Annotated in this window: 17 protein-coding genes and 1 pseudogene; 8 read left to right on the forward strand and 10 right to left on the reverse strand. The window is 41.8% G+C overall.

Translation table 11 applies throughout. The annotated features are described in order from the left end of the window. The first annotated feature begins 26 nt into the window (after window positions 1-26). Window positions 27-662, forward strand: coding sequence for a CIA30 family protein (locus tag ED652_RS14595; protein ID WP_122055284.1), 636 nt, complete (start codon window positions 27-29; stop codon window positions 660-662). Window positions 663-783: 121 nt separating this feature from the next. Here the strand turns inward: ED652_RS14595 and ED652_RS14600 are convergent, their stop codons facing one another. After that, the gene (locus ED652_RS14600) at window positions 784-1,809 is read right to left on the reverse strand and encodes a zinc-binding alcohol dehydrogenase family protein (protein ID WP_122055285.1); all 1,026 of its coding nucleotides are present in this window, start codon (window positions 1,807-1,809) and stop codon (window positions 784-786) included. 156 nt (window positions 1,810-1,965) lie between these two features. Then, a complete protein-coding gene (locus ED652_RS14605) occupies window positions 1,966-2,733 on the reverse strand; it encodes a glycine betaine ABC transporter substrate-binding protein (RefSeq protein ID WP_122055286.1) in 768 nt (255 codons plus the stop codon). 269 nt (window positions 2,734-3,002) lie between these two features. Between ED652_RS14605 and ED652_RS14610 the strand changes: the two genes are divergently transcribed. Next, window positions 3,003-3,935 carry a LysR family transcriptional regulator gene (locus ED652_RS14610; RefSeq protein ID WP_122055287.1) on the forward strand — a complete coding sequence of 311 codons (933 nt, stop codon included), beginning with the start codon at window positions 3,003-3,005 and terminating at the stop codon, window positions 3,933-3,935. 156 nt (window positions 3,936-4,091) lie between these two features. Here ED652_RS14610 and ED652_RS14615 read toward each other — a convergent pair whose 3' ends face one another. After that, window positions 4,092-4,481, reverse strand: coding sequence for a hypothetical protein (locus tag ED652_RS14615; protein WP_017107843.1), 390 nt, complete (start codon window positions 4,479-4,481; stop codon window positions 4,092-4,094). Between the two features lie 170 nt (window positions 4,482-4,651). Beyond that, window positions 4,652-5,845: a benzoate/H(+) symporter BenE family transporter gene (locus tag ED652_RS14620; protein ID WP_122055288.1), complete on the reverse strand. Its 1,194-nt coding sequence runs from the start codon at window positions 5,843-5,845 to the stop codon at window positions 4,652-4,654. A 101-nt stretch (window positions 5,846-5,946) separates the two neighbouring features. On the opposite strand from ED652_RS14620, the gene ED652_RS14625 reads away from it, so the two are divergent. After that, window positions 5,947-6,513 carry a helix-turn-helix domain-containing protein gene (locus ED652_RS14625; protein ID WP_122055289.1) on the forward strand — a complete coding sequence of 189 codons (567 nt, stop codon included), beginning with the start codon at window positions 5,947-5,949 and terminating at the stop codon, window positions 6,511-6,513. A gap of 95 nt (window positions 6,514-6,608) precedes the next feature. Here the strand turns inward: ED652_RS14625 and ED652_RS14630 are convergent, their stop codons facing one another. Further along, window positions 6,609-7,658: a cysteine synthase A gene (locus tag ED652_RS14630; protein ID WP_122055290.1), complete on the reverse strand. Its 1,050-nt coding sequence runs from the start codon at window positions 7,656-7,658 to the stop codon at window positions 6,609-6,611. A 170-nt stretch (window positions 7,659-7,828) separates the two neighbouring features. On the opposite strand from ED652_RS14630, the gene ED652_RS14635 reads away from it, so the two are divergent. Next, on the forward strand, window positions 7,829-8,044 hold the full coding sequence (locus ED652_RS14635) for a hypothetical protein (RefSeq protein ID WP_004731730.1): 216 nt from the start codon (window positions 7,829-7,831) through the stop codon (window positions 8,042-8,044). 654 nt (window positions 8,045-8,698) lie between these two features. Here ED652_RS14635 and ED652_RS14640 read toward each other — a convergent pair. Further along, a complete protein-coding gene (locus tag ED652_RS14640; protein WP_122055291.1) occupies window positions 8,699-9,667 on the reverse strand; it encodes a P63C domain-containing protein in 969 nt (322 codons plus the stop codon). A 424-nt stretch (window positions 9,668-10,091) separates the two neighbouring features. Between ED652_RS14640 and ED652_RS14645 the strand changes: the two are divergent. From ED652_RS14645 to ED652_RS14660, 4 genes and pseudogenes are all read left to right on the forward strand, one after another. Then, a pseudogene (locus ED652_RS14645) lies at window positions 10,092-11,007 on the forward strand (IS3 family transposase). 197 nt (window positions 11,008-11,204) lie between these two features. Next, window positions 11,205-11,870 (forward strand): hypothetical protein, encoded by a 666-nt coding sequence (locus ED652_RS14650; RefSeq protein WP_122055292.1) that lies wholly within the window; start codon window positions 11,205-11,207, stop codon window positions 11,868-11,870. A 277-nt stretch (window positions 11,871-12,147) separates the two neighbouring features. Continuing rightward, window positions 12,148-13,755, forward strand: coding sequence for an AAA family ATPase (locus tag ED652_RS14655; RefSeq protein ID WP_122055293.1), 1,608 nt, complete (start codon window positions 12,148-12,150; stop codon window positions 13,753-13,755). Further along, window positions 13,752-14,618 carry an HNH endonuclease gene (locus ED652_RS14660; protein WP_122055294.1) on the forward strand — a complete coding sequence of 289 codons (867 nt, stop codon included), beginning with the start codon at window positions 13,752-13,754 and terminating at the stop codon, window positions 14,616-14,618. The genes ED652_RS14655 and ED652_RS14660 overlap by 4 nt, the downstream gene beginning before the upstream one ends. A gap of 219 nt (window positions 14,619-14,837) precedes the next feature. Here ED652_RS14660 and ED652_RS14665 read toward each other — a convergent pair whose 3' ends face one another. The 4 genes from ED652_RS14665 to ED652_RS23995 all read right to left on the reverse strand — a co-directional run bounded on the left by ED652_RS14665 (window position 14,838) and on the right by ED652_RS23995 (window position 19,038). After that, a complete protein-coding gene (locus tag ED652_RS14665; RefSeq protein ID WP_122055295.1) occupies window positions 14,838-16,640 on the reverse strand; it encodes a hypothetical protein in 1,803 nt (600 codons plus the stop codon). Beyond that, window positions 16,631-17,218: a hypothetical protein gene (locus ED652_RS14670; protein ID WP_122055296.1), complete on the reverse strand. Its 588-nt coding sequence runs from the start codon at window positions 17,216-17,218 to the stop codon at window positions 16,631-16,633. Before ED652_RS14670 ends, ED652_RS14665 begins: the two co-directional genes overlap by 10 nt. A 145-nt stretch (window positions 17,219-17,363) precedes the next feature. Then, complete coding sequence (locus ED652_RS14675; RefSeq protein ID WP_122055297.1) at window positions 17,364-18,203, reverse strand: hypothetical protein; 840 nt, start codon at window positions 18,201-18,203, stop codon at window positions 17,364-17,366. Between the two features lie 61 nt (window positions 18,204-18,264). Next, window positions 18,265-19,038, reverse strand: coding sequence for a hypothetical protein (locus ED652_RS23995; protein ID WP_225998408.1), 774 nt, complete (start codon window positions 19,036-19,038; stop codon window positions 18,265-18,267). Window positions 19,039-19,413: the final 375 nt, after the last annotated feature.

Genomic DNA, 19,413 nt, shown 5'->3' on the forward strand with positions numbered 1-19,413 from the left:
AAATAACGCATCGCTATGGAGAAGCAGTGGAGAAAATCATGAACGGAACCAAATGTAAAACGCTGTTACCCCTTAGGTTAACCACACCTTTACTCCTTCTACTCAGCCTACATTCGTTAAGTCTTAAGGCTGAAGCAATAGGGACAAACATGATCGACTTTACACAAGCTAGTGAGCATCAAAACTGGACAGTAACCAACGACGATGTAATGGGTGGCATCTCAACGGGCGGGCTCATTTATCTTGATAATATGAGTCGATTTAGGGGCGAGCTATCGTTAGAAAACAATGGGGGTTTCAGTTCTGTAAAGCGCTCCATTGAATCACCTGCCCATGAAATAGATAGCGCAGAGCTAGTCTTCATTGGTGATGGTCGCAGCTATCAACTGAGACTCACAACATCGAAGGACGGCAATCGAGTTCAATACAAACACGATTTCGATACCACAAAGGGAGAGCAGCTTAACAAGGTGTTCCACTTTAATGATTTTCAAGCGGTGTTCAGAGGTCGGCTACTGAGCGATGCGCCGGAACTTAAGTCACGAGACATCAAACAAATCGGCTTTTTGATTGCGGACAAACAGCCCTCGCTTTTTGAGCTAGACCTAATACAGCTTCACTTCAAAACATCGCAACCTATCAGGTCACCAGAAGCTAACTAAACTGACTAAACTGAAAACAAACAAAAGCCCCCGATACCTTTTGACTAGCAATAAGATATCAGGGGCTTCTTCTATTTAAACCGTCAACAATTCAAACAACGGCGGATTAAAACATCAGCAATTAGTATTTGATAGCTGTTTTACCAATCGAGGCACTGCTTTCAATACGTTGGTGTGCATCTTTGATTGTATCCACACTAAAGCCATTTAGGGTCGCGGTAAGCGTCGTTTTAATACGGCACGCATCAATCAGATTCGCGGCCTGGAATAGGATGTCTTGCTGCTTCTGGATATCTTCGGTGTTAAACAACGAACGTGTAAACATCAGCTCCCAAACAAAGCCTGCTGATTTGCCTTGCAGTGCTGATAAGTCAATTCCGCCATCGAATTCTACAATCGAACTGATCATGCCTTGCGGTGCGATCAACTCAATCATCGCATCCCAGTGCCCTTTTGTATCAGCAACATTGAAGATGTAGTCGACATGTTGAATGCCTTGCTCTCGTACTGACTCGACAAGGTTACGGTGGTTCACCACATAGTCCGCCCCCATATCCCTTACCCACTGTTCAGTTTCAGGTCTTGAAGCTGTTGCGATAACATTTAAGTTGGTCAGCTGCTTAGCCAGTTGAATTGTAATTGAACCAACACCGCCTGCTCCACCAATGATCAGGATAGACTTTTTCTCTTCAGGACGAACACGTAAGCGGTCAAACAATGCTTCCCAAGCCGTAAGCGTTGCTAGTGGCATAACGGCTGCAGCTTCATCAGAAAGGCTCTTCGGCGCTTTAGCGGTAATACGGTAGTCCACAGCTTGGAATTCTGCGTTAGCACCCATACGTGTTACGTCACCCGCATAGTACACACGGTCACAGACTTCGAAGCCTTCAACGTCAGCACCTTTGCCAACAACTTCACCGACTGCGTCATAGCCTAGCACTTTTGGCTGCTCAAGAGTTTTGTCTTTGGCATTACGAATACGAATTTTTGCGTCAGCAGGGTTGATAGAAGTCGCGCTCACTTTTACCAGCAAGTCATTATTTTTTAGTTCTGGCAGACTCGTTTCAAACTCAAACAAACTGTCTTGTTCTGTAATCGCAAGTGATTGAGTAAATCCGATCGCTTTCATTTTTAATGGTAGTGACATGGTGCTTTCTCCTTGAATTAGACGAGTTAATCTTAGTTAATTCCCACCCGAGATAAACCGCCTAATATTTGAATGATTCTCAAATAATTTTTGATAATAGTATTGCCGCTATCTGGGTAATGCAGACATCTAACTGCATTGCCAACGACTTAGAGGTTAAATCAGGCCATGCTCAATCAACCAATCATGTGTGACTTGATCTTGTGATTTACCTTCACGGCAAACTTTGTAATCCAGTTCTGCAATAATATCGTTCGAGAAACGCAGTGAATCCAACTTCTGAATCTGTTCTTCACTGAACAAGAGTTTCTTGTCATCTCTTAAAAGCAGTACTGCTCTATCAACAATTCCGAGCAAGCCTTTAGGCTCTTTGAGTTCGCGAATATCGTAGCGATAATGCAGAAACTGCGGTTTCCATAGGGGCACGATGACCCACTCTTTGTTTGCGACCGCACTTTCAAATGCATCAAAACAATCCGCTTCACTTCCAGAGAAGAATTCGTAGCCGACATCGCTCAGGCCATAGTCTTTCATCATCTGGATAGAGAAACGTGTGATACCAGCGCCGGGGTTAATACCTTGGATGGTCAAGTTCATTTTCTCGGTCACTTCGGCTTTTAATAAATCAGAGACTTCAGAAACCGTCTCTTCAGGCACATAGTCCGGTGCGCCCCACAACGCGTAAGGTTCATAATGGAGCCCAAGCTCGATAAGCGGCTCAACGTCTTCAACGCCCGCTTTGTAGATACTGTGACTAGATGGCAACCACGCAGAAGAAAGCATATCCACTTGGCCTACTTTCAGCTTTTCAAAGTTCTCTTGATGTGGAGAGAAAATACGCTCTACCTCAAACCCCATGGCTTGTAATACATTGGTAACCAGTGATGCGGTCGTACGATGGAACGACAAATCCGTTACACCCATTGTGATTTTCTTAGTCATCTTACTTCCCCTAGATCGTAGGCTTCGTCCATACAGCGCGTACTGCGCTACGTTGTCGATATAGGAAAATGATAGTGAGAAAATTACTAATGAAAAACAGCCTCACATTTGAATAATTATCAAATTAATTTTGACAATTAAGTGTTTGAAGCTAACTTAGAAGCGATAAGTAGGGATAATCCATTTGCAGAGTGTGATTGGGAAACATTCCGACTCCATGCTTAGAACATAATTCAATACAGGTAGATAACATGCTTCTTGAAGACTTACAGGTCATTTTGAAAGTGGCAGAATTTCGCAGTATTACTGCAGCAGCCACCAACCTAGACATGCGAACGGCCACTGCCAGTGCTGCCGTTAAACGTGTTGAAGCCTCGTTAGGTGCTGAATTGTTTGTCAGGACCACGCGCCACCTTAGATTGTCTACCGCGGGTGAGCGTTATCTGCCTGAATGTGAACAAGCGTTGAAAATGCTGGAGCAAGCGAAACTCAACATGCGCGAAGAGCTCGGTATTCTTGACGGTGAAATTCGTATTGCGCTTTCATCGGATCTAGGGCGTAACCTAATCATACCTTGGCTTGATGAGTTCTTGCTTGAATACCCAAAGGCGACGCTTCGCACTAGCATCAGCGATAGCAATATCGACTTCTACCGAGATTCCGTCGATATGGCGCTGCGTTACGGTTCCCCGACTGACGCCAACATGTATGGTTTTAAGATATGCGATGTGCCGAGGGTATTGTGTGCTGCTCCTGAATATTTGGCTGAAATGGGAACACCAAAACAGCCTAGTGACTTAGCTCAGCACAACGGTTTGCTTTACCAACTCCATGACATGTTGCAAGACGAATGGGTGTTTCACGATGGCAATCAAGATCATAAAGTGAAGCTTAAAGGGAATCGTGCATCGAACGATGCTGACCTTGTGAGACGTTGGTGTATTGCAGGGAAAGGTATCGCAATAAAGTCTTGTTTAGACATGTCACCTCATCTGCTTTCAGGTGAAGTTATTAAAGTTATGCCTGAATTTAAACCGACCCCTACCGAGCTGTGGTTAGTGTGTCCAAGCCGTCAATCCATTACACCGACCGTTCGCTTATTAAGAGACTTATTCAGAGAGAAAACCGCAACGATCCTTTCTCAATTGGGTGACCAAGGTATTCTAGAAAATAAAACATCATAGGATCTAATGCAGCTTAGAGATAAGACGTGGAGATACAAAAAAGGCGTTAGCGAACTTCAATTCGCTAACGCCTTTAATCATTTGAACATCATATGGGTATGATGAACATACTGACTGTATTACAAGTACTTGGTTTAATACCCTTAATACAAGAGCTTAGTTTGACTCGTCTTCAACAACATCACAATCTGCACAGCACTGGAGAGCGATTTCATGCTCGAAAGTGATGGTGTCTTTGCCTTCTTCCAGTAGCTCTGCGATTTCATCCGCGACTTCTTTCTCATCATCCGCTTCGATATCGCTTGCTAGCTCTTCTTCTGAATAACCGAAGAAGTTTAGTAGTAGGTACTCACGAGCTTCATCTTTAGTACAAACCACGTTTGCTGAAAGATCAGGTGTAATCTCACCTTGCGCAAGAGTCGCTGTCAGTTGAGCGATAGCATCCTCTTTCATCGCAGGCGTTAACCAACCAAGATCAGTACTTACCGTTGTTTTTTTACAGTCGAAGCAAGGCAGTTGGTGAAAGTAGTATTGAAAGCTAGTCATAAGTAATTTCTTCTTTAAATGTTATATAGCGAGATTATGCGCGTTTTGTAGCAAAATACTATCTCAATCACAACCTAAGGCTGTTTCGATCAGAATATTTTTACCAAGTACAGAGCGCCATAATGACGACTGATAAATTAAAGGCTTCGCTCACTTGGGAGATCATCTCATTACGACGAAGTTTGCGAAGTCTTGTCTACTCCACGCGACTTAGCCTTGTAATTGTGTAACCAGCAACAAAATAACCCGATGCACAGACCCCAAAATGCACTGCCGATCCCTAGTAAATTGGTGCCAGAAGCCGTGAATAGGAAAGTAAAAAGTGCGGGCTCTCGATAGTGGTTGTCTGCCATCGAAACGGCTAAACAATTCATCAATGTAGGCATCACGGCTAAACCCGCGACAGCTATCACAACCGCTGAAGGAACCGCGCTAAACAACGACACGAATGACATCCCCATCACACCAGCTAACAGGTAAAATACCCCCATCGAGACCCCTGCCATATAACGTGTTTTTGGATTATCATCGGCATTGGGACCCATGCAGATCGCCCCTGTAATTGCTGCAAGGTTATACGCAAAGCCTCCAAGCGGGGCGAATAATAGCCCGGTCACACCAGTGGTGGTGATGATCTTAGATGAATCAACTTGGTATCCGTTCGCTTTAAGCACAGCAAAACCTGGCAAGTTCTGCGAAGCCATAGTCACAATAAACAGTGGGATACCGACGCTAACCAACGAGAAGAACTCAAAATCAGGCATAATGAAAACCGGTACAGTTAAACCGACTGTGACCTGACTGACATCAAGTTTGCCAAAACCGACACACATCACCAAAGCAATAACGAAAATGCTTGGGATCAGTAAGTTTCCTAGCCTTGCTTTGGCCAAAATAAAAACAGCAAGCATGACCGCAACTATCTGAACTTCTTCCATTAACGACGTAAATAAACCCAAACCAAACTGCAACAAAATCCCCGCCAGCATGGCAGATGCGATTGATGTTGGGATCTGTTTAAGTACCTTCTCAAAGATTCCCGCTAAGCCAACCAGCGTGATCAACAAAGAGCTAAAAAAGAACACCGCAACCGCCTGATTCATTGTTAACCCTTCCAAAGAAGTAATTAACAACGCTGCTCCGGGGGTCGACCAAGCTGTAACCACAGGTCTCTTGTAATAGAGCGAGAGCAATATCGTAGTGGCGCCCATGCCAATTCCCAACGCCCAAAACCATGACGCGACTTGCTCTTCAGTTGCTCCTGCACTCATTGCCGCTTGGAAAATGATCGCAGCAGCACTCGCATAACCGATGAAAACAGCAATAAAGCCGGTACTGACGTGAGAAAACTTTAGCTTAGTCATGTTAATTTGTTCCTGTGTGCGTTATAACGTCCATAGATTGAACTTAGCACCTGTGCGCTATAACGCACAACTGGTTTTTTTAAAAAATTTGTAGAGAAAAGATGCAAACAGAAATTAAAGTCGGCGTTAACTTGAAACGCCTTCGACAAGAGAAAGGCTGGAGCTTAGACAAAACGGCAAAAGCAACAGGCGTGAGTAAAGCAATGCTAGGACAAATTGAACGTGGAGAATCAAGCCCAACAGTCGCTAAGCTCTGGCAGATAGCTTCTGGGTTCGAGGTGTCACTTTCGAGTTTTATCGCTGCTAGCTCAAACAGTGAACTGACGAGCTTATTCAGAGATGCAAACGAACTAAGGCATGAGGAATACAACATTGGTTTCTTCGTCAGTTTGTTGTTTCCCTTTGAGGAAGCTCTAGGGTTTGAAATATTCGAACTCACTCTAGCACCCGATTACCACCATGAATCCGAACCACATAACGCAGGCGTCACTGAGCACATTTTATGTATTTCGGGAGAGATGGCTGTGCTGTTTGATGGTGAGTGGCAAACGTTACGAGCAGGGCAAGCCGTTCGCTTCAATGCCAACCAGAATCATGGCTACAAAAATGTTGGGGAAGGAAATGCTGTATTCCACAATGTAATTCACTACCCTTACAGCAAGCAATAGTGCCGAATTTGTCGATAACGGATGTTTAGAGCTAACCGGATGCTTAGCTCTAACGGATTAGTGGCAAACCACTTGCTAGTATTAACTTAGAACGACTATACGTTGACGACCATGCTGCCATCTTCTTCTTGATAACGAGACCATAGTTGAGAAAGGTTTTCTTTATTAAGCTGTATCTCTTTTTCTTTCAGAAACGTTTCGTTGTGCAGCTTCGAATACGAGCGCTCAGCAAGGTCACAGCTAAATGTAACGATGGTTTTCCCCTTCCCCATTCTAGCCGCAGCGTATAGCGCTCCTGCTACGTTCAACGACGAGCTGCTTCCTAAAAGAATACCGTCATGTTCCGCAACAAGGCGGGATATCGTAACCAAATCCTGATCGGGCAGCGTGATTGCACGATTGATTTTTGCCTGCCTGAAATTTTCAACCGTTCGCATGATCCCTATGCCTTCCGTGAACGAGCTTCCTGTGGATTGATACTGTCCATTACGGAGAAACGAATAAATGCCCGACCCATTTGGGTCAACCAACCAAGTTTCGAGATTCGGTTGCTGCTCAGATAGGTAGTGTGAGTTTCCGGCAATGGTTCCACCAGTCCCCACAACTGAAACTAGAGCATCAATATGCCCTTGAGTTTGCTGCCATATTTCCGGTCCAGTATTTAAATAGTGCGCTCGATAATTACTGAGATTTTCGAACTGATCTGCCCACCAATAATTTTCATTTTCGACACCGATCCGCTTTGCCGTGTGGTAAAAGTGTTCAGGATTTGCAAAAGGACAAGGGTCGACCAATAACAGCTCTGCGTTATAAAGCGAGACCATACGCTCTTTCTCTTGTGCCTGCCCTTTTGGCATCACCACCAACATTTTATAACCGAGAGATTTAGCCACTAGAGCAAGGCCAATCCCCGTATTTCCTGCGGTACCTTCAACGATTGTCATTCCCGGCTTAAGCTTACCGGCTTCTACTGCATCCATCACAAGCTGAAGTGCCGCTCTATCTTTAATCGAACCACCTGGGTTCTGGTGTTCGCACTTAATAAGAATCTCACAACCTGATATCTCTGAAAGACTGTTAATTCTAACAAGATCGGTATCGCCAATCAGTTCACTGAGATTGTTTGCAATATGGGCAGATGACATCGCGACTCCATTTATTTGTTGAGAATAAGTTTGTTCATCGATTGAGTTGTGGATGATCATAAGCCTAGCTCTGAGCCCTGCTTAGTCAAGGAGTGCCGGATTTTAAAAGACTCTCATTTTCTAAATAGCAATTATAATTAGGGGTGATCGATTAAACTGAGGGTAGCAAAATGTTTCTAAAAGAGAAAAAGAGCGGTGACCTCGTAGATGTTACTGAAATGACCAAATTGACCAACTTGTTTCAGGATAGCATCGAAGGTCGGTTTCAAGCTGGCGAGGAACAGCAAGACCCTGAGATGTTTAAAAAGTCCGAACTGGTGTTTATGTCAGGTGAAGAGTTACCTCGATGTTGGACAGATCCAAACTACCGCTCAGAGGTTAAATAACTTTACCGATGCCGGAACACTATAACACTCTGTTTTACAGCGTTTGACGATAGCCATGTGGACTATGTAATGGCATAGTTAATTTGGCCCCCTGTTAAAGCGTTCAGACGCATCTTTACTAGACACAAAAAAGCGAGCCACTTGGGCTCGCTTTTTAATATTTGTCTTGCTTAGGCTTTAACTCTATTACAGAAGTTCAACCGACTGTTGAGCAATCACGAATTCTTCATTGGTTGGATTGGCATTCGTATGACATGCATAATTAGTTCGCTGACTACGTAACCTAGAAAACACAGGCTAACTGTAGTAATTGTGAGCAACATCTCAGTGAAGAAGTATTAGTAATCGGTAACGAAGGACTATCAAACTGATCTCCACCACCAAGACTAGACTATGGTAAATGACTTCAGCTAGACACTACTTTGTAGTTAATCGAAATCTATGAAGTAGCAGAGTTTACCTGAAACTTTTCAGTATCCTGAAATGCCTAACATAGTTTTGGCCATTTTCGAGCTAGCTGGTAGAGAGTGATCACAGTGAACACCAATATTAGCGCCGTAAATAGATCTCAGATATCGATGCCATGGCTCAGTCCGAAATCAATCAGTGGTAATAAGTTTTTATCCATTCAAAAATATTGATTGTATACAAACATTAATGCGCAATCCGATTTCTAGAAAAAGTAAGTTTTAGTTGTTTATTAAGGATCGTAACTAGTTTTTTCGCCTCCTCCATTGTGGAAGACTCTTCCAATGCGATTACTGCATTATCAATAAATTTTTGAACCAGATACTCTCCGTAAACACTAATAAACTGACGGAACTTTTGTTTTCGGTAGCCACTTTCACCAATAGGATTTTTGCGTTCAATGTGAGCTAATAGCTCAGGGTCTATTTGCCTCCACACTAGTGAATTCGTGTTATGTCCTAAAAAACTTAACTGGCGGAAAACGCTTAATGAAAGCTCCTCTTTTTCATAAATTCGACGTTGTTGTAGGTAAAAACTTTCGGGAAACTTTGATACCGTTTGACTCAATGGTCTAGGTTCTTCTAACACTAATTCTTGCCATAGTTCTAACTCATTTTGTTCCATATCGGTTTCTACACCATGATATCGATCGATCAACAAATTTAAGCGAGATAGTGCAAATGCGCTTTGGAATTTATATGCAGCTTTTGCTAGCTGAGATAATGAAGCATCAAGAGCATTATCCATACTTGCAAGAACCAGAGCCTTAAAAACATCATTCATATGAGTTGTAGTTATTACCCATGCTTTGTTTTTGGGCCCAACATTGAGTTTTATTGGCTTAGCAAAAAACTCTAGTGTTTTCTCTGATAAATAAGGATTAAGACTGCCTCTGACCAAGCGCTGAAGTGTTTGCCCCGAATCTTTTTTTGTTAACCCCAATAATGATTGAACTCCTCTCAACGTCATAAAGCGTTCCGTTTGGCCTGACCAATATTCGATCAGGTAACTGTCAATACGGGTATCTCCTAAGATCATACGATTTTGGCCTTTCTTTCTTGAGTGAATATGGCGAATACCGTCTATATTCGAACTCAATGTTTGAGGGTGATGATTGTCAATGATGAAAGGGGTGCATAACTGTAATCGCTGCATTTTTAAACTCTACAAATCTGTTAATTGCTAAACTTACTGGTTTTTTTATTTTTTAATTAAGACGTTTTGAAAGAAAAAATCTTAATAAAAAACACCGACATGAAATTAACAAATAAATCTGTCAATAGCGCCGAAGGCCTGAAAATTACACGCATAAACAAATACTTGCAATGTTATGAAGTTACACCAAAATGCAACATTTGACATTTACCAGCCTTTATGGAACCATAAAGGCTGCCTATTCAAAGACCAAGTTACGTTTTTATTTCAAGCTTGTGTAACTTGCTGTTTATTCTATTTTCTTTTGTTAAAGAAAAAGTTTGTCTTTTTTTTCTATTTTTATTTTAAATAAATAAATCTCTTCTCAGAATATGAACCTAAGCACTTATGTCGGTATAAACTGTAGTGGTTCGCTGAATTCAAAATAGAAGCTGCACAACTAGTCCTAGATCAAAACTACTCAGTGACAAAGGCTGCTCAAGCCATGAATGTTGGGAAGTCCACGATGGATAAGTGGGTTTGCCAACTCAAAGATGAACGTCAAGGGAAAACACCTAAAGCATCACCAATGACCCCTGAGCAAATTGAAATACGAGAATTAAAGAAGAAGCTAGCTCGCCTTGAAGAGCATAATGAAATATTAATAAAAGCAACGGCTCTGCGGGAGCTATAACCATTGCTGACATAATAACGACTCAGGGAACTAACCAGAGTCGTTACAGAGCAACGAAGTTCATGAAAGCTCTTGGCCTAGTGAGCTGCCAAGTACCAAAACACAGATATCGTAGAGCATCACAAGAACATATTGAGATCCTAAACCACTTAGGTCGCCAGTTTGCTGTTACGGAGCCAAACAAAGTTTGGGTTGGTGATGTTACATATGTTTGGACAGGTAATCGTTGGATGTACTTAGCCGTTGTTATAGATCTGTTTGCTAGAAAAACGATTGGTTGGGCGATGTCATTTTCGCTCGATGGTCAATTAACGAGTAAGGCTCTAGCCATGACTTATGAGTCTCGTGGTAAACCACAAGGCGTCATGTTCCACAGCGTTCAAGGTAGTCATTATACAAGCCGAAGTTATCGGCAATTACTGTGGCGCTTTCAGATCAAGCAAAGCTTATCTCGACGAGGAAATTGATCAATGGAGCGCTTCTATAGAAGCTAGAAGACGGAATGGATACCTACAGTAGGTTATCGGATCTTTGCAGAGGCACAACAAGAAATTACTCGATACATTATTGCCAACTCCGCCCGCACCAATACAATGGTGGTTTGACTCCCAATGAATCAGAACAGTTGTTCTGGTTAAACTCTAAGAGCGTGGCCAATATCAGTTGACCACTACACACTGACCTCAAAATCAGTACAGTCGTTAGCAACCATAGAGCTTTTGTTCGATAACTATTCCACTAGGTTTGATAACTTACTCAATCTAATAAGTAAATTTACAAAATTTTACATGTTAATCACTTTGCTTTTGAGTTAAACCACCTAGTATCGCCCTCTATAAACCAATAAGCTAAAGTAAATCATTCATGTTTGTAAAAAGAATTTGCTCACACTTAAAAGAAGCCATCATTCATATACCCAAGTGTAGTCTTGATGGTTTTTTGATTGCAGCTCTTCCATTTCTTTTTTTGTCTAACCGTTCCATTGAGAGATGGACGTTAAGTGTGAAGTCATGGTTCACATCAGTGGAACATCAGGTAGCACCTATACCAAATCTATCTGAAGTGTTTCTATCTCAAGTGGTCGACTTTAGGTTAGCAGTGCTATTTTGCTTAGTCTTCGGCATCACACCTCTTCTTTTGTATCCCATCTCATTCCTAATGCAAAGTAAGCGATGGATTAAACGAAAAATACGAAGAAGGCTAACTCATGACACCTTCCAGAATGCTCTTGTAATACGCGGGGCTATGGCGCAAAAGTGTGTCGAGAAATCAACGTTAGAGCTATTGAGGTATGCCATCTTAACTATAAACCATACTTTTGTTGGTTTCTTGCAAGTTATTGCAGGTGTTTACATGTTCAAATTTATAAAACAATTTGAATTTGTCTGCAGTTCAGTTGGTCTCAACCAGTCAACTTACGCGTTTATCTGGAGTTTAGTCTTTGTATTGATTGCTGCAAGTTCCAAAGCGATCACTCTGTCTAATGAAAAAATTAAATTCCACAAGTTTAAAAGCTTAGAGAATCAATAATTTTAGCTCTTTGATAGCAGCCTGAAAGGAATCATTCTAATAGATCCAATCAACTCGATTGGATCACTAGATCGCATAGCAAGTCTTTTCTATTAAGCTCGTTTATATCAGAATATCAAGACATCACTTGTTTCTAATGTGGTGTATAGCCTCGCCTTTGAAGATGGTATTATCGAGTCCTGGTATCCTCTGACCTTGTTTCATTATTTCTAGTTAAGAGCCTCAAAACCACATATGATACATGGATAACATTCCAACTTACTATCCAAGGTATCGAATGGCTCTTCTTTTCCAAAAATTACCACGAAGTTTAGTTGTACCTTCACAAGGTCAAAATACTGTATTTCTAATAGAAGACAATTGGGACGATTTCGGATTTAAAACCATTTTCTTTATCAAGGTCTTCGATGAGAATGGTACTTTTCATGACCTAGGTACAGTAAAAATTGGATATCGGGGGCAAAATGAAGGTTGGACTTCTGCACAACTACCAAACCAATTTAGCAGCCTAAGTGAAGGCTTCTTCTCGCTTGGCCAAGAACCAGATTACTACCTAAAAGTTGCCGAAGACTTTTCGAAAGACTTTGCAAATCAATTCCTCTTAGCCATAAAGGATGTGGTTGAAAACCCTACTTGCCTATCTATTGCGGAGCAAGACGTAATTTCACAAACATCAGTGGGTAATGACTCCGTATTCAACAAATCTATCTTAAGATCAATATCGTCTTCAGTAATAAAAGATCAGTTCCCTCGAATTCTTGCAGGTGGACGCCCTCTTACAGATTTTGAATTTTCATACGAGAAAAAAGCCAATGCTAAATACTCAGGTATTAAAGCTGATTTTAGTGTCGACCCTAATGTCAAACCGTCTACGAACATTCACGTTTTAATTGGGCGTAACGGTGTAGGTAAAACTACTTTATTAAACAATATGGTCGATGCACTTCTGCCTAATAGGGGAGAACCTGCCGAAACAGGCTTGTTTTTAAAGAATGGACTTATGGGCAAGCAAGCTCTTGACGATAACTACTTCAGTAGCGTTGTATCTGTATCGTTCAGTGCTTTTGATCCTTTCACTCCACCTGCGCCACAGACCAATCCAAATCAAGGTACTTGCTATTACTATATAGGGCTAAAGACTATCAACCAGCCTATATACAATAATGAGGACAGATTAAAGTCCACACCAGAGCTTTGTAATGAATTGATTGCCAGTCTAAAAGTATGCTTAGCTTTGAGCGGCAAACGTGAAAGATGGATTAATGCAGTCCGCAAACTAGAGTCTGACACGAATTTTGCCGACATGAATCTGTGTTCTTTAGTTGCTATTGCCGACCAAGACAACACAGAAGATAGAAGTCACCTAGGCTCTATAGCACAGTCTGTTTTTTCAAGACTAAGCTCAGGGCATGCTATCGTATTATTAACTCTAACTAAATTAGTTGAAACAGTTGATGATAAAACTCTAGTTCTAATAGATGAACCTGAAAGCCATTTACACCCGCCACTTCTTTCTGCATTCACACGAGCATTATCAGATTTATTGCTAAATCGAAATGGAGTAGCCATTATCGCAACACACTCCCCCGTAGTCTTACAAGAGGTCCCTCAGACTTGTGTTTCAATTCTTCGCAGGACTCGTTTAGTTGGGTGTGTAGAAAGGCCGACAATCGAGACTTTTGGTGAGAATGTTGGAGTCTTAACTAGAGAAATCTTTGGATTAGAAGTAAACAAATCTGGGTTTTATAGTTTGCTCGCAGATAGTGTCCGTGAAGGGAAAAGCTACGCCCAAATTCTGTCTGAATATCAACATCAATTAGGATTTGAAGGGAAAGCTATTTTAAGGGCTATTTGTGCGAACACTGAGAACGGGGGGGCGATTTGAGAGCTTTAAACCTCCCTTTAATGCGCTATACGGATGTTGTAAACACCTGTATTAATAGCATATCATCACAAGAAATACGCGATCGACTAGAACCTGTCAGCGCAGATTTACTAAATGCTGGCCACCAGTACTTGAGCTTAGCTCCAACAACAGCCCTGTTCACGATACCAACGTTTGTAGGCGGAAATGAAGATTACGTTGTTGCTAATGTTACAAAGAAAGAACTCAAAGATCTATACAGTGCTCAAATGGTCCCCAGTTCAAAGCCCAGTCGTAAATACTACGATGAACTTAAGCTTGCAGCCCCTCTCGGTATCTGTCCTTTTTGTGGCTTCGGTCATGTATACACATTGGATCACTATTTACCCAAGGCAAAATATCCACTCATATCTATATTACCTATTAATTTAGTCCCATCGTGTAGTGATTGTAATAAAGGGAAGAGCGCTAATACTGCATCCAATGCGGGGAAGCTATGCATGCACCCGTACTTTGATCACGGGCATTTCATTAACGAACAATGGCTTTATGCGAATGTTATTGAAACAGAACCAGTTACAATTGTCTTTTTTGTAGCCCCTCCAAGCGCTTGGAACCCTATAGATAAACAAAGAGTACTAGCTCATTTTTCTGACTTTGATTTAGCTAAAAGGTTTTCTGTTCAGGCTGCAAACGAGCTAAGTACACTGAAATATGAACTGCAATATGATTTTGACTTCAGTGGTATCACTGGGGTTCAACACGAACTCAGCAAGAGAGTTTTTGCGGCAGAGCGACAACATAAAAATTCGTGGAAAACTGCAATGTATCAAGCCTTGAGAGATAGTAATTGGTATTGCAATAGTGGATTTAGATTAGAATAAACATCCACTGGTAGTGGTCTATTTTAGACTTAACTTGAACGACAGCCTTATGATGAAATGTATCCCATCCACTAACCTGCATTACATGACTAATAAGTCTAACTAAAAAGGAAAAGGGCATAACCGAGATACAAAGTCTCGTTTACGCCCCAGTAATACAAATCAATTGGAAATCAATGGTCTGAACGACGGTTCTTCATCATTTCTTCCTTACTTTAATTATATTTCATTCGTTTTGTTGTAGTTCTGAGTTCTACGCTTGGTCTTCTTGTTTGATTTACCTTGAGGTGACGGCTTGCTTTTCTCTAACTCATTTCGTTTTACTCGCGCTTTGAGTCGGTCAAGAAGCGCAGGCTGGGTCACGATATCCGCAAAACCTCTTTGAAATTGGCCAATGTCGCGCTCTGTTGCTGCTGTAAGCTCTCCAATGCGCTGAGACGAGTCTCTAGCCGCTTCATTGCAGCTTTCGCTGAAGTCGATTGACTCTCTGATTGTTTCGATAGCTTCACCAACTCTTTCACTGAGGCTTTGTACTCGACCATAATCTTGTCGTGGGTTGTCTCGACCTTGTTCAAAAGTGTTCGACGTTCGTTCTGATACTCCGTCATGAGTTGCTCGATAGTCGCTTTGAATAGCGCGGATTGTTCTTGTAGCTCTGCTCTTAGCATCATCAATGATGTTTCTTGCTGCTTGTTCGTTGTGAGTAAACAATTGCTCAACTGGCTTTCTAAGTGATTCATAACGTGGCTTCCTTCTCATTTCGTCTAATATTTTTGTTAATTTTTCTGACTGTATTTTTGCTCGCTGCAACATTGCCGCTATCGCATTGATATGAGCGGCAGTCTTTCTACTTTCTATAGCTACGAGCTTGTCCCAGCCTGTCAGGTTGTCATCAATAGCTGGTAGAGGAAGAAAGTCGTTGCTGCTTGATGGAATGGGGAAAGAATCATTCATTCGTTGTGTAAACGCTTTATTCGCTTCTTTTCCTATCGTATTGTCATCATTTTTCTGAGACGGGGATTCGCCATAGCGTTTTAAGTTAAACGCCGCACGCTTTTCTATGGCTGCTGTCAGTTTTGTTTCAAGTTCATCTAAACGTTCTTGCTTGGTTAACAGCGTCGGTTCGCCTTGTTTGATAGTCGCTAATGACGTGAATTGTTCTGTGAACGCAAAACCCTTAAGACGTATCGCTTTCTCTCTACCATCAATGTGAATGCGAACGAAGTTGAGTGAGGTTTCAACGTTATTAATACCAAATGATTTTTTGATTTCATCACGATTAAGTAGGGCGACTACACCTCCTCGGTTTCGGATTTTTTCTCGCTGAATAAATGTATTAACGATAGCGTTTAGCTGCCTGACGATTTGTGACGTTTTATCATTCCTATTAGATGGCTGCGTTAAGCGTTTACGCAGTGGATCATTCGGGTCAGCTAGGTCGTGTTTCAAATTGAGATAATCCCTAAGCAAGTTGAAATCACGCTCATGACCTGGATATGCAGGATTAAATGACTTGCCTGTACGCAAATGTATGCGAGGGATTAGATAGTGGTTTTCGATAATTGGCTGGTGAGTGTGTCGCACCCAGTCTATCAACCGCTCATCTTTAGGAAGCCCAGCAAAACACAGGTTTTCAAACAGCTCTCTCCACTCAGCTTCAATGTTTGGATTGGCAATGAGCTTGGCAGTATCATTTGAAGCATGTGAGATGACACCGCTCACATACTTGTGCTTGTGAGGGTTGTTAGCAATCGCATAGTCAACCGCAACTCGATTACCGTTGATTGACTCTGGTGGAGGGTTTCGTTTTATCCCTCGGACTTGTGAGCGTGTGTGGTTAGCCTCGTATGCTAGTTGAATATCTCCACTTTCATGTGCCAGCTTTATCAGCTTTGTTCCATCAGAGTACTCTGCTTTTTGTTCATCGGACAATGAGCAGTACGCTCCATACAGATAATTGCTGGCAGCTTTAGGATCAGACTGACCGACACCACTTTGTGAGAATACGGCGATTAGTGACATTTGTAGACCCTCCAACCATCTTCAGTCGGATACTGATAAAGATAGTGGTCATAAGGTTGAGCAAATATTTGCATCATCCGCAAATCATGGTCATCAAACTGCTTTTGAAGGTAGTTAAGCTCAGCGAGTACTTGAACGGTTTCGATGCCGCTCTTGTGCGTGTTGCACCATCTTGCAAGCTGGTTAAGTAAAGAGTTGAACCTAACTCGCTCAAGCGCCACAGCATTCAATTCAGATTGTAGTTTTTGCGTAAACGGGATTCTAATCTGTACTTTATTAAGCGATTCAATCGCTAGCTGAGATACTGTCTTATCAGCTTGTTTCGCTTTGTGTTGCCATGTCTTTTTATCAACGATGCTACAGTTCAATTCGATACGAGCATTCTTTGAAGTGGCATAGTAAGGGTAGACAGATTCCACCATGGAATGCGTCAAATCAGGATGTTGTTTTAACGCTGACTTGGATACCGTTTTATTATTTTTAATTAGCTTATCTATTTCGAATTCAAACAGATTTTTGACGTCTTGGTCTTGCAAATACGCATTCTGTATTTGCTGTTTTATGTTTTTTTTAGTCATGATATTTCGCCTATTTCAGATAGGTCTCATAAGTTAGTTAGGGGTTTGGGCGCAGCCCAAGCGATTCCAAAGCAGCCGCTTTGGCAAGTTCCACCCCGTCATTTCGAAGAAATGGGCATACGGGGTTGGAGTAACCTTGCTCTTTTTATTTTGGCTGCAAAGGCTTAATGCCGTTACTGGGTTTACTCTGTTGATTCATGCCATCAACCATATCAATGGCGGCTTGGCTCTCTGTGGGAAGAGGGGGCTTTAGCTCTTGGATCTGACCTTCAAGCATGCCGTTCTTTTTAAGCTCAACTTCGTAAGCATTTTGAATCGATTGGTTTGAATCTTTTAGGGCTTGTATTTGCGCCTCAAGACGGTTGGTATCTGCTGTTTTAGCTGCTAGGTCACGAGCAAGAAGATGGTTCTTATCGAGTTGGCTAGTAAGCTCTTTGAGTTGAGCTACCTTTTCATCTAGACGCTCATTTAACTGAGTAATCGTTCCTTCATGCTGTCGTACTAACTCAACTTCTGCGCTTAGATTTGATATCGTTTCCAACTGCTGTGCATTGGTTGAATGCAACTCATCAACGTAGCTATCTATTTCAAATAACTCAGTCATCAGCTTGTCTGTTTTGGCTTCTGCAATGCTAGCTCTTGATTGAGCTAGTTGCTGAACTTCTAAATCAAACCTATCCCAAACGGAGTCAAAACGGTCATGAAGCTGCTTTACAAACATCTGCTCGATATCACTAAACCAAGTTGCTTTTTGTCTAATGGCAGGCGCTGGTTTGAGCGCCTCAATCAACAGCTCAAAAGCGACTCTTGACCGTGGAAACGAGCCTTTAGCCAGATTTTGCAAATTCTTAGCACTTGATGGAACCCCCTCAGAATGCGGTGGAAAATATGCCGCATATTTGTGAAGAGGAGTGCCTTTGTCGACAGAAAGACCGCGCTCGGTTAACCGCGCAGAAAATTCGATTTCAAGTTTGTTCATATCCATACTTACCTTCCTTTCTTACTGGAAAAGAAAGGCAGGAAGGAAGCCAGTAATAAGTGAACCATTATTGATACCCTCCTTCAGCGATAGCAATATCTATAACAGCGAAGATGGTTTCACGTTGTTCGTCTGTTTTGGCCATCTTAAGCAGCGACATCAAGCTTTCTAATGACGGGGTAGAGGTAGACTTTGGCTTGGGCTTTAGTTTTTCTCTTTCTACGACGATGCTGTTTTCATCAGTCTGAGTAAAAAGCTGCTTAATGTTGTTATCAGCTTTGATTTGCTCTCGTTTTAAACTCTTCGTGTTGAACTTTGCATAGTGCTTTTCAACAATGCTGACATTTCTATGCCCTAGAAGTTTTGCAATCCATGCAACCGCAACACCGTTGTTATAGTGGAGGCTTGCACAGGTATGACTCGGCCCTCGATGCTCGACTCCATCTGAGCCTAAAAAATCATCGAAAAACTGCTTAGGGTGTAGCCAGACCTGACCAGTCTCATCTTTGCCTTTGACGCCAGGTTCTAACAATTCCATTTTAAACTCCTCAATCCGTTGTTTTGTGAGTTTAGAAATGTCGATATCCCCTATATGCCTGATGACGTGTCGGGCATGAGATTTCTTTGCAAGAAGAGTGGTTTCCGCCACAGTGCGCGTACGGATGAAGTGGCAGACACTTTGAGCTACAGAATTCAGTGGGTAGTCACGCTTAACTAGTGATATTGAAGGGTTACGTTTGAGAACGCGTTTCTTTTGTATTTTTATTTTTAGCAGTTTTTTAGTGCCGCGCACTTTAGTTTTTATTGTCATTTTTCTGACCAGTGTTTTTGGCCATTTCAAAAATGGTGCTCTTCTTGTGGAGCAATTTCTCTGTGTTTTTTCAATGGATAATGAATGTTCATATATCTAACCACGCCTTTTACGACCTGTCAAAATTGACTTAACTTAAGTTATTGTATAATAAGGATAAATATTCGAAAGTGGAATATAATTCAAATGGCTATCTTGATGTTTTCACAGGCTTTTTTCTCATAATCGACTTTCTAAAAGAGGCAAAAAAAAATTGAAAATAATTTCACCTAAACATGACTTTAAGCAACTGAAATATAACGATTTAAATATTCAACTTGTGAATATTTTGGCTGTAAGAAATGCTAATCGTAGGCGGGATGGGACTTATGAGATGATTACGGTAAGAGAGGAAGTTTTGGTGAG

It is taken from the genome of Vibrio sp. Evd11 (assembly GCF_900382755.1).
In the GTDB taxonomy this organism is placed as follows: domain Bacteria; phylum Pseudomonadota; class Gammaproteobacteria; order Enterobacterales; family Vibrionaceae; genus Vibrio; species Vibrio lentus.

Bases quoted from the DNA above. Each gene is read 5' to 3' on its own strand.
- ED652_RS14620 (WP_122055288.1), bottom strand. From the start codon at position 5,845: ATGACTAAGCTAAAGTTTTCTCACGTCAGTACCGGCTTTATTGCTGTT.
- ED652_RS14610 (WP_122055287.1), top strand. From the start codon at position 3,003: ATGCTTCTTGAAGACTTACAGGTCATTTTGAAAGTGGCAGAATTTCGC.
- ED652_RS14625 (WP_122055289.1), top strand. From the start codon at position 5,947: ATGCAAACAGAAATTAAAGTCGGCGTTAACTTGAAACGCCTTCGACAA.
- ED652_RS14650 (WP_122055292.1), top strand. From the start codon at position 11,205: ATGTTTGTAAAAAGAATTTGCTCACACTTAAAAGAAGCCATCATTCAT.
- ED652_RS14615 (WP_017107843.1), bottom strand. From the start codon at position 4,481: ATGACTAGCTTTCAATACTACTTTCACCAACTGCCTTGCTTCGACTGT.
- ED652_RS14630 (WP_122055290.1), bottom strand. From the start codon at position 7,658: ATGTCATCTGCCCATATTGCAAACAATCTCAGTGAACTGATTGGCGAT.
- ED652_RS14640 (WP_122055291.1), bottom strand. From the start codon at position 9,667: ATGCAGCGATTACAGTTATGCACCCCTTTCATCATTGACAATCATCAC.
- ED652_RS14675 (WP_122055297.1), bottom strand. From the start codon at position 18,203: ATGGATATGAACAAACTTGAAATCGAATTTTCTGCGCGGTTAACCGAG.
- ED652_RS14600 (WP_122055285.1), bottom strand. From the start codon at position 1,809: ATGTCACTACCATTAAAAATGAAAGCGATCGGATTTACTCAATCACTT.
- ED652_RS14635 (WP_004731730.1), top strand. From the start codon at position 7,829: ATGTTTCTAAAAGAGAAAAAGAGCGGTGACCTCGTAGATGTTACTGAA.
- ED652_RS14670 (WP_122055296.1), bottom strand. From the start codon at position 17,218: ATGACTAAAAAAAACATAAAACAGCAAATACAGAATGCGTATTTGCAA.
- ED652_RS14655 (WP_122055293.1), top strand. From the start codon at position 12,148: ATGGCTCTTCTTTTCCAAAAATTACCACGAAGTTTAGTTGTACCTTCA.
- ED652_RS14665 (WP_122055295.1), bottom strand. From the start codon at position 16,640: ATGTCACTAATCGCCGTATTCTCACAAAGTGGTGTCGGTCAGTCTGAT.
- ED652_RS14605 (WP_122055286.1), bottom strand. From the start codon at position 2,733: ATGGGTGTAACGGATTTGTCGTTCCATCGTACGACCGCATCACTGGTT.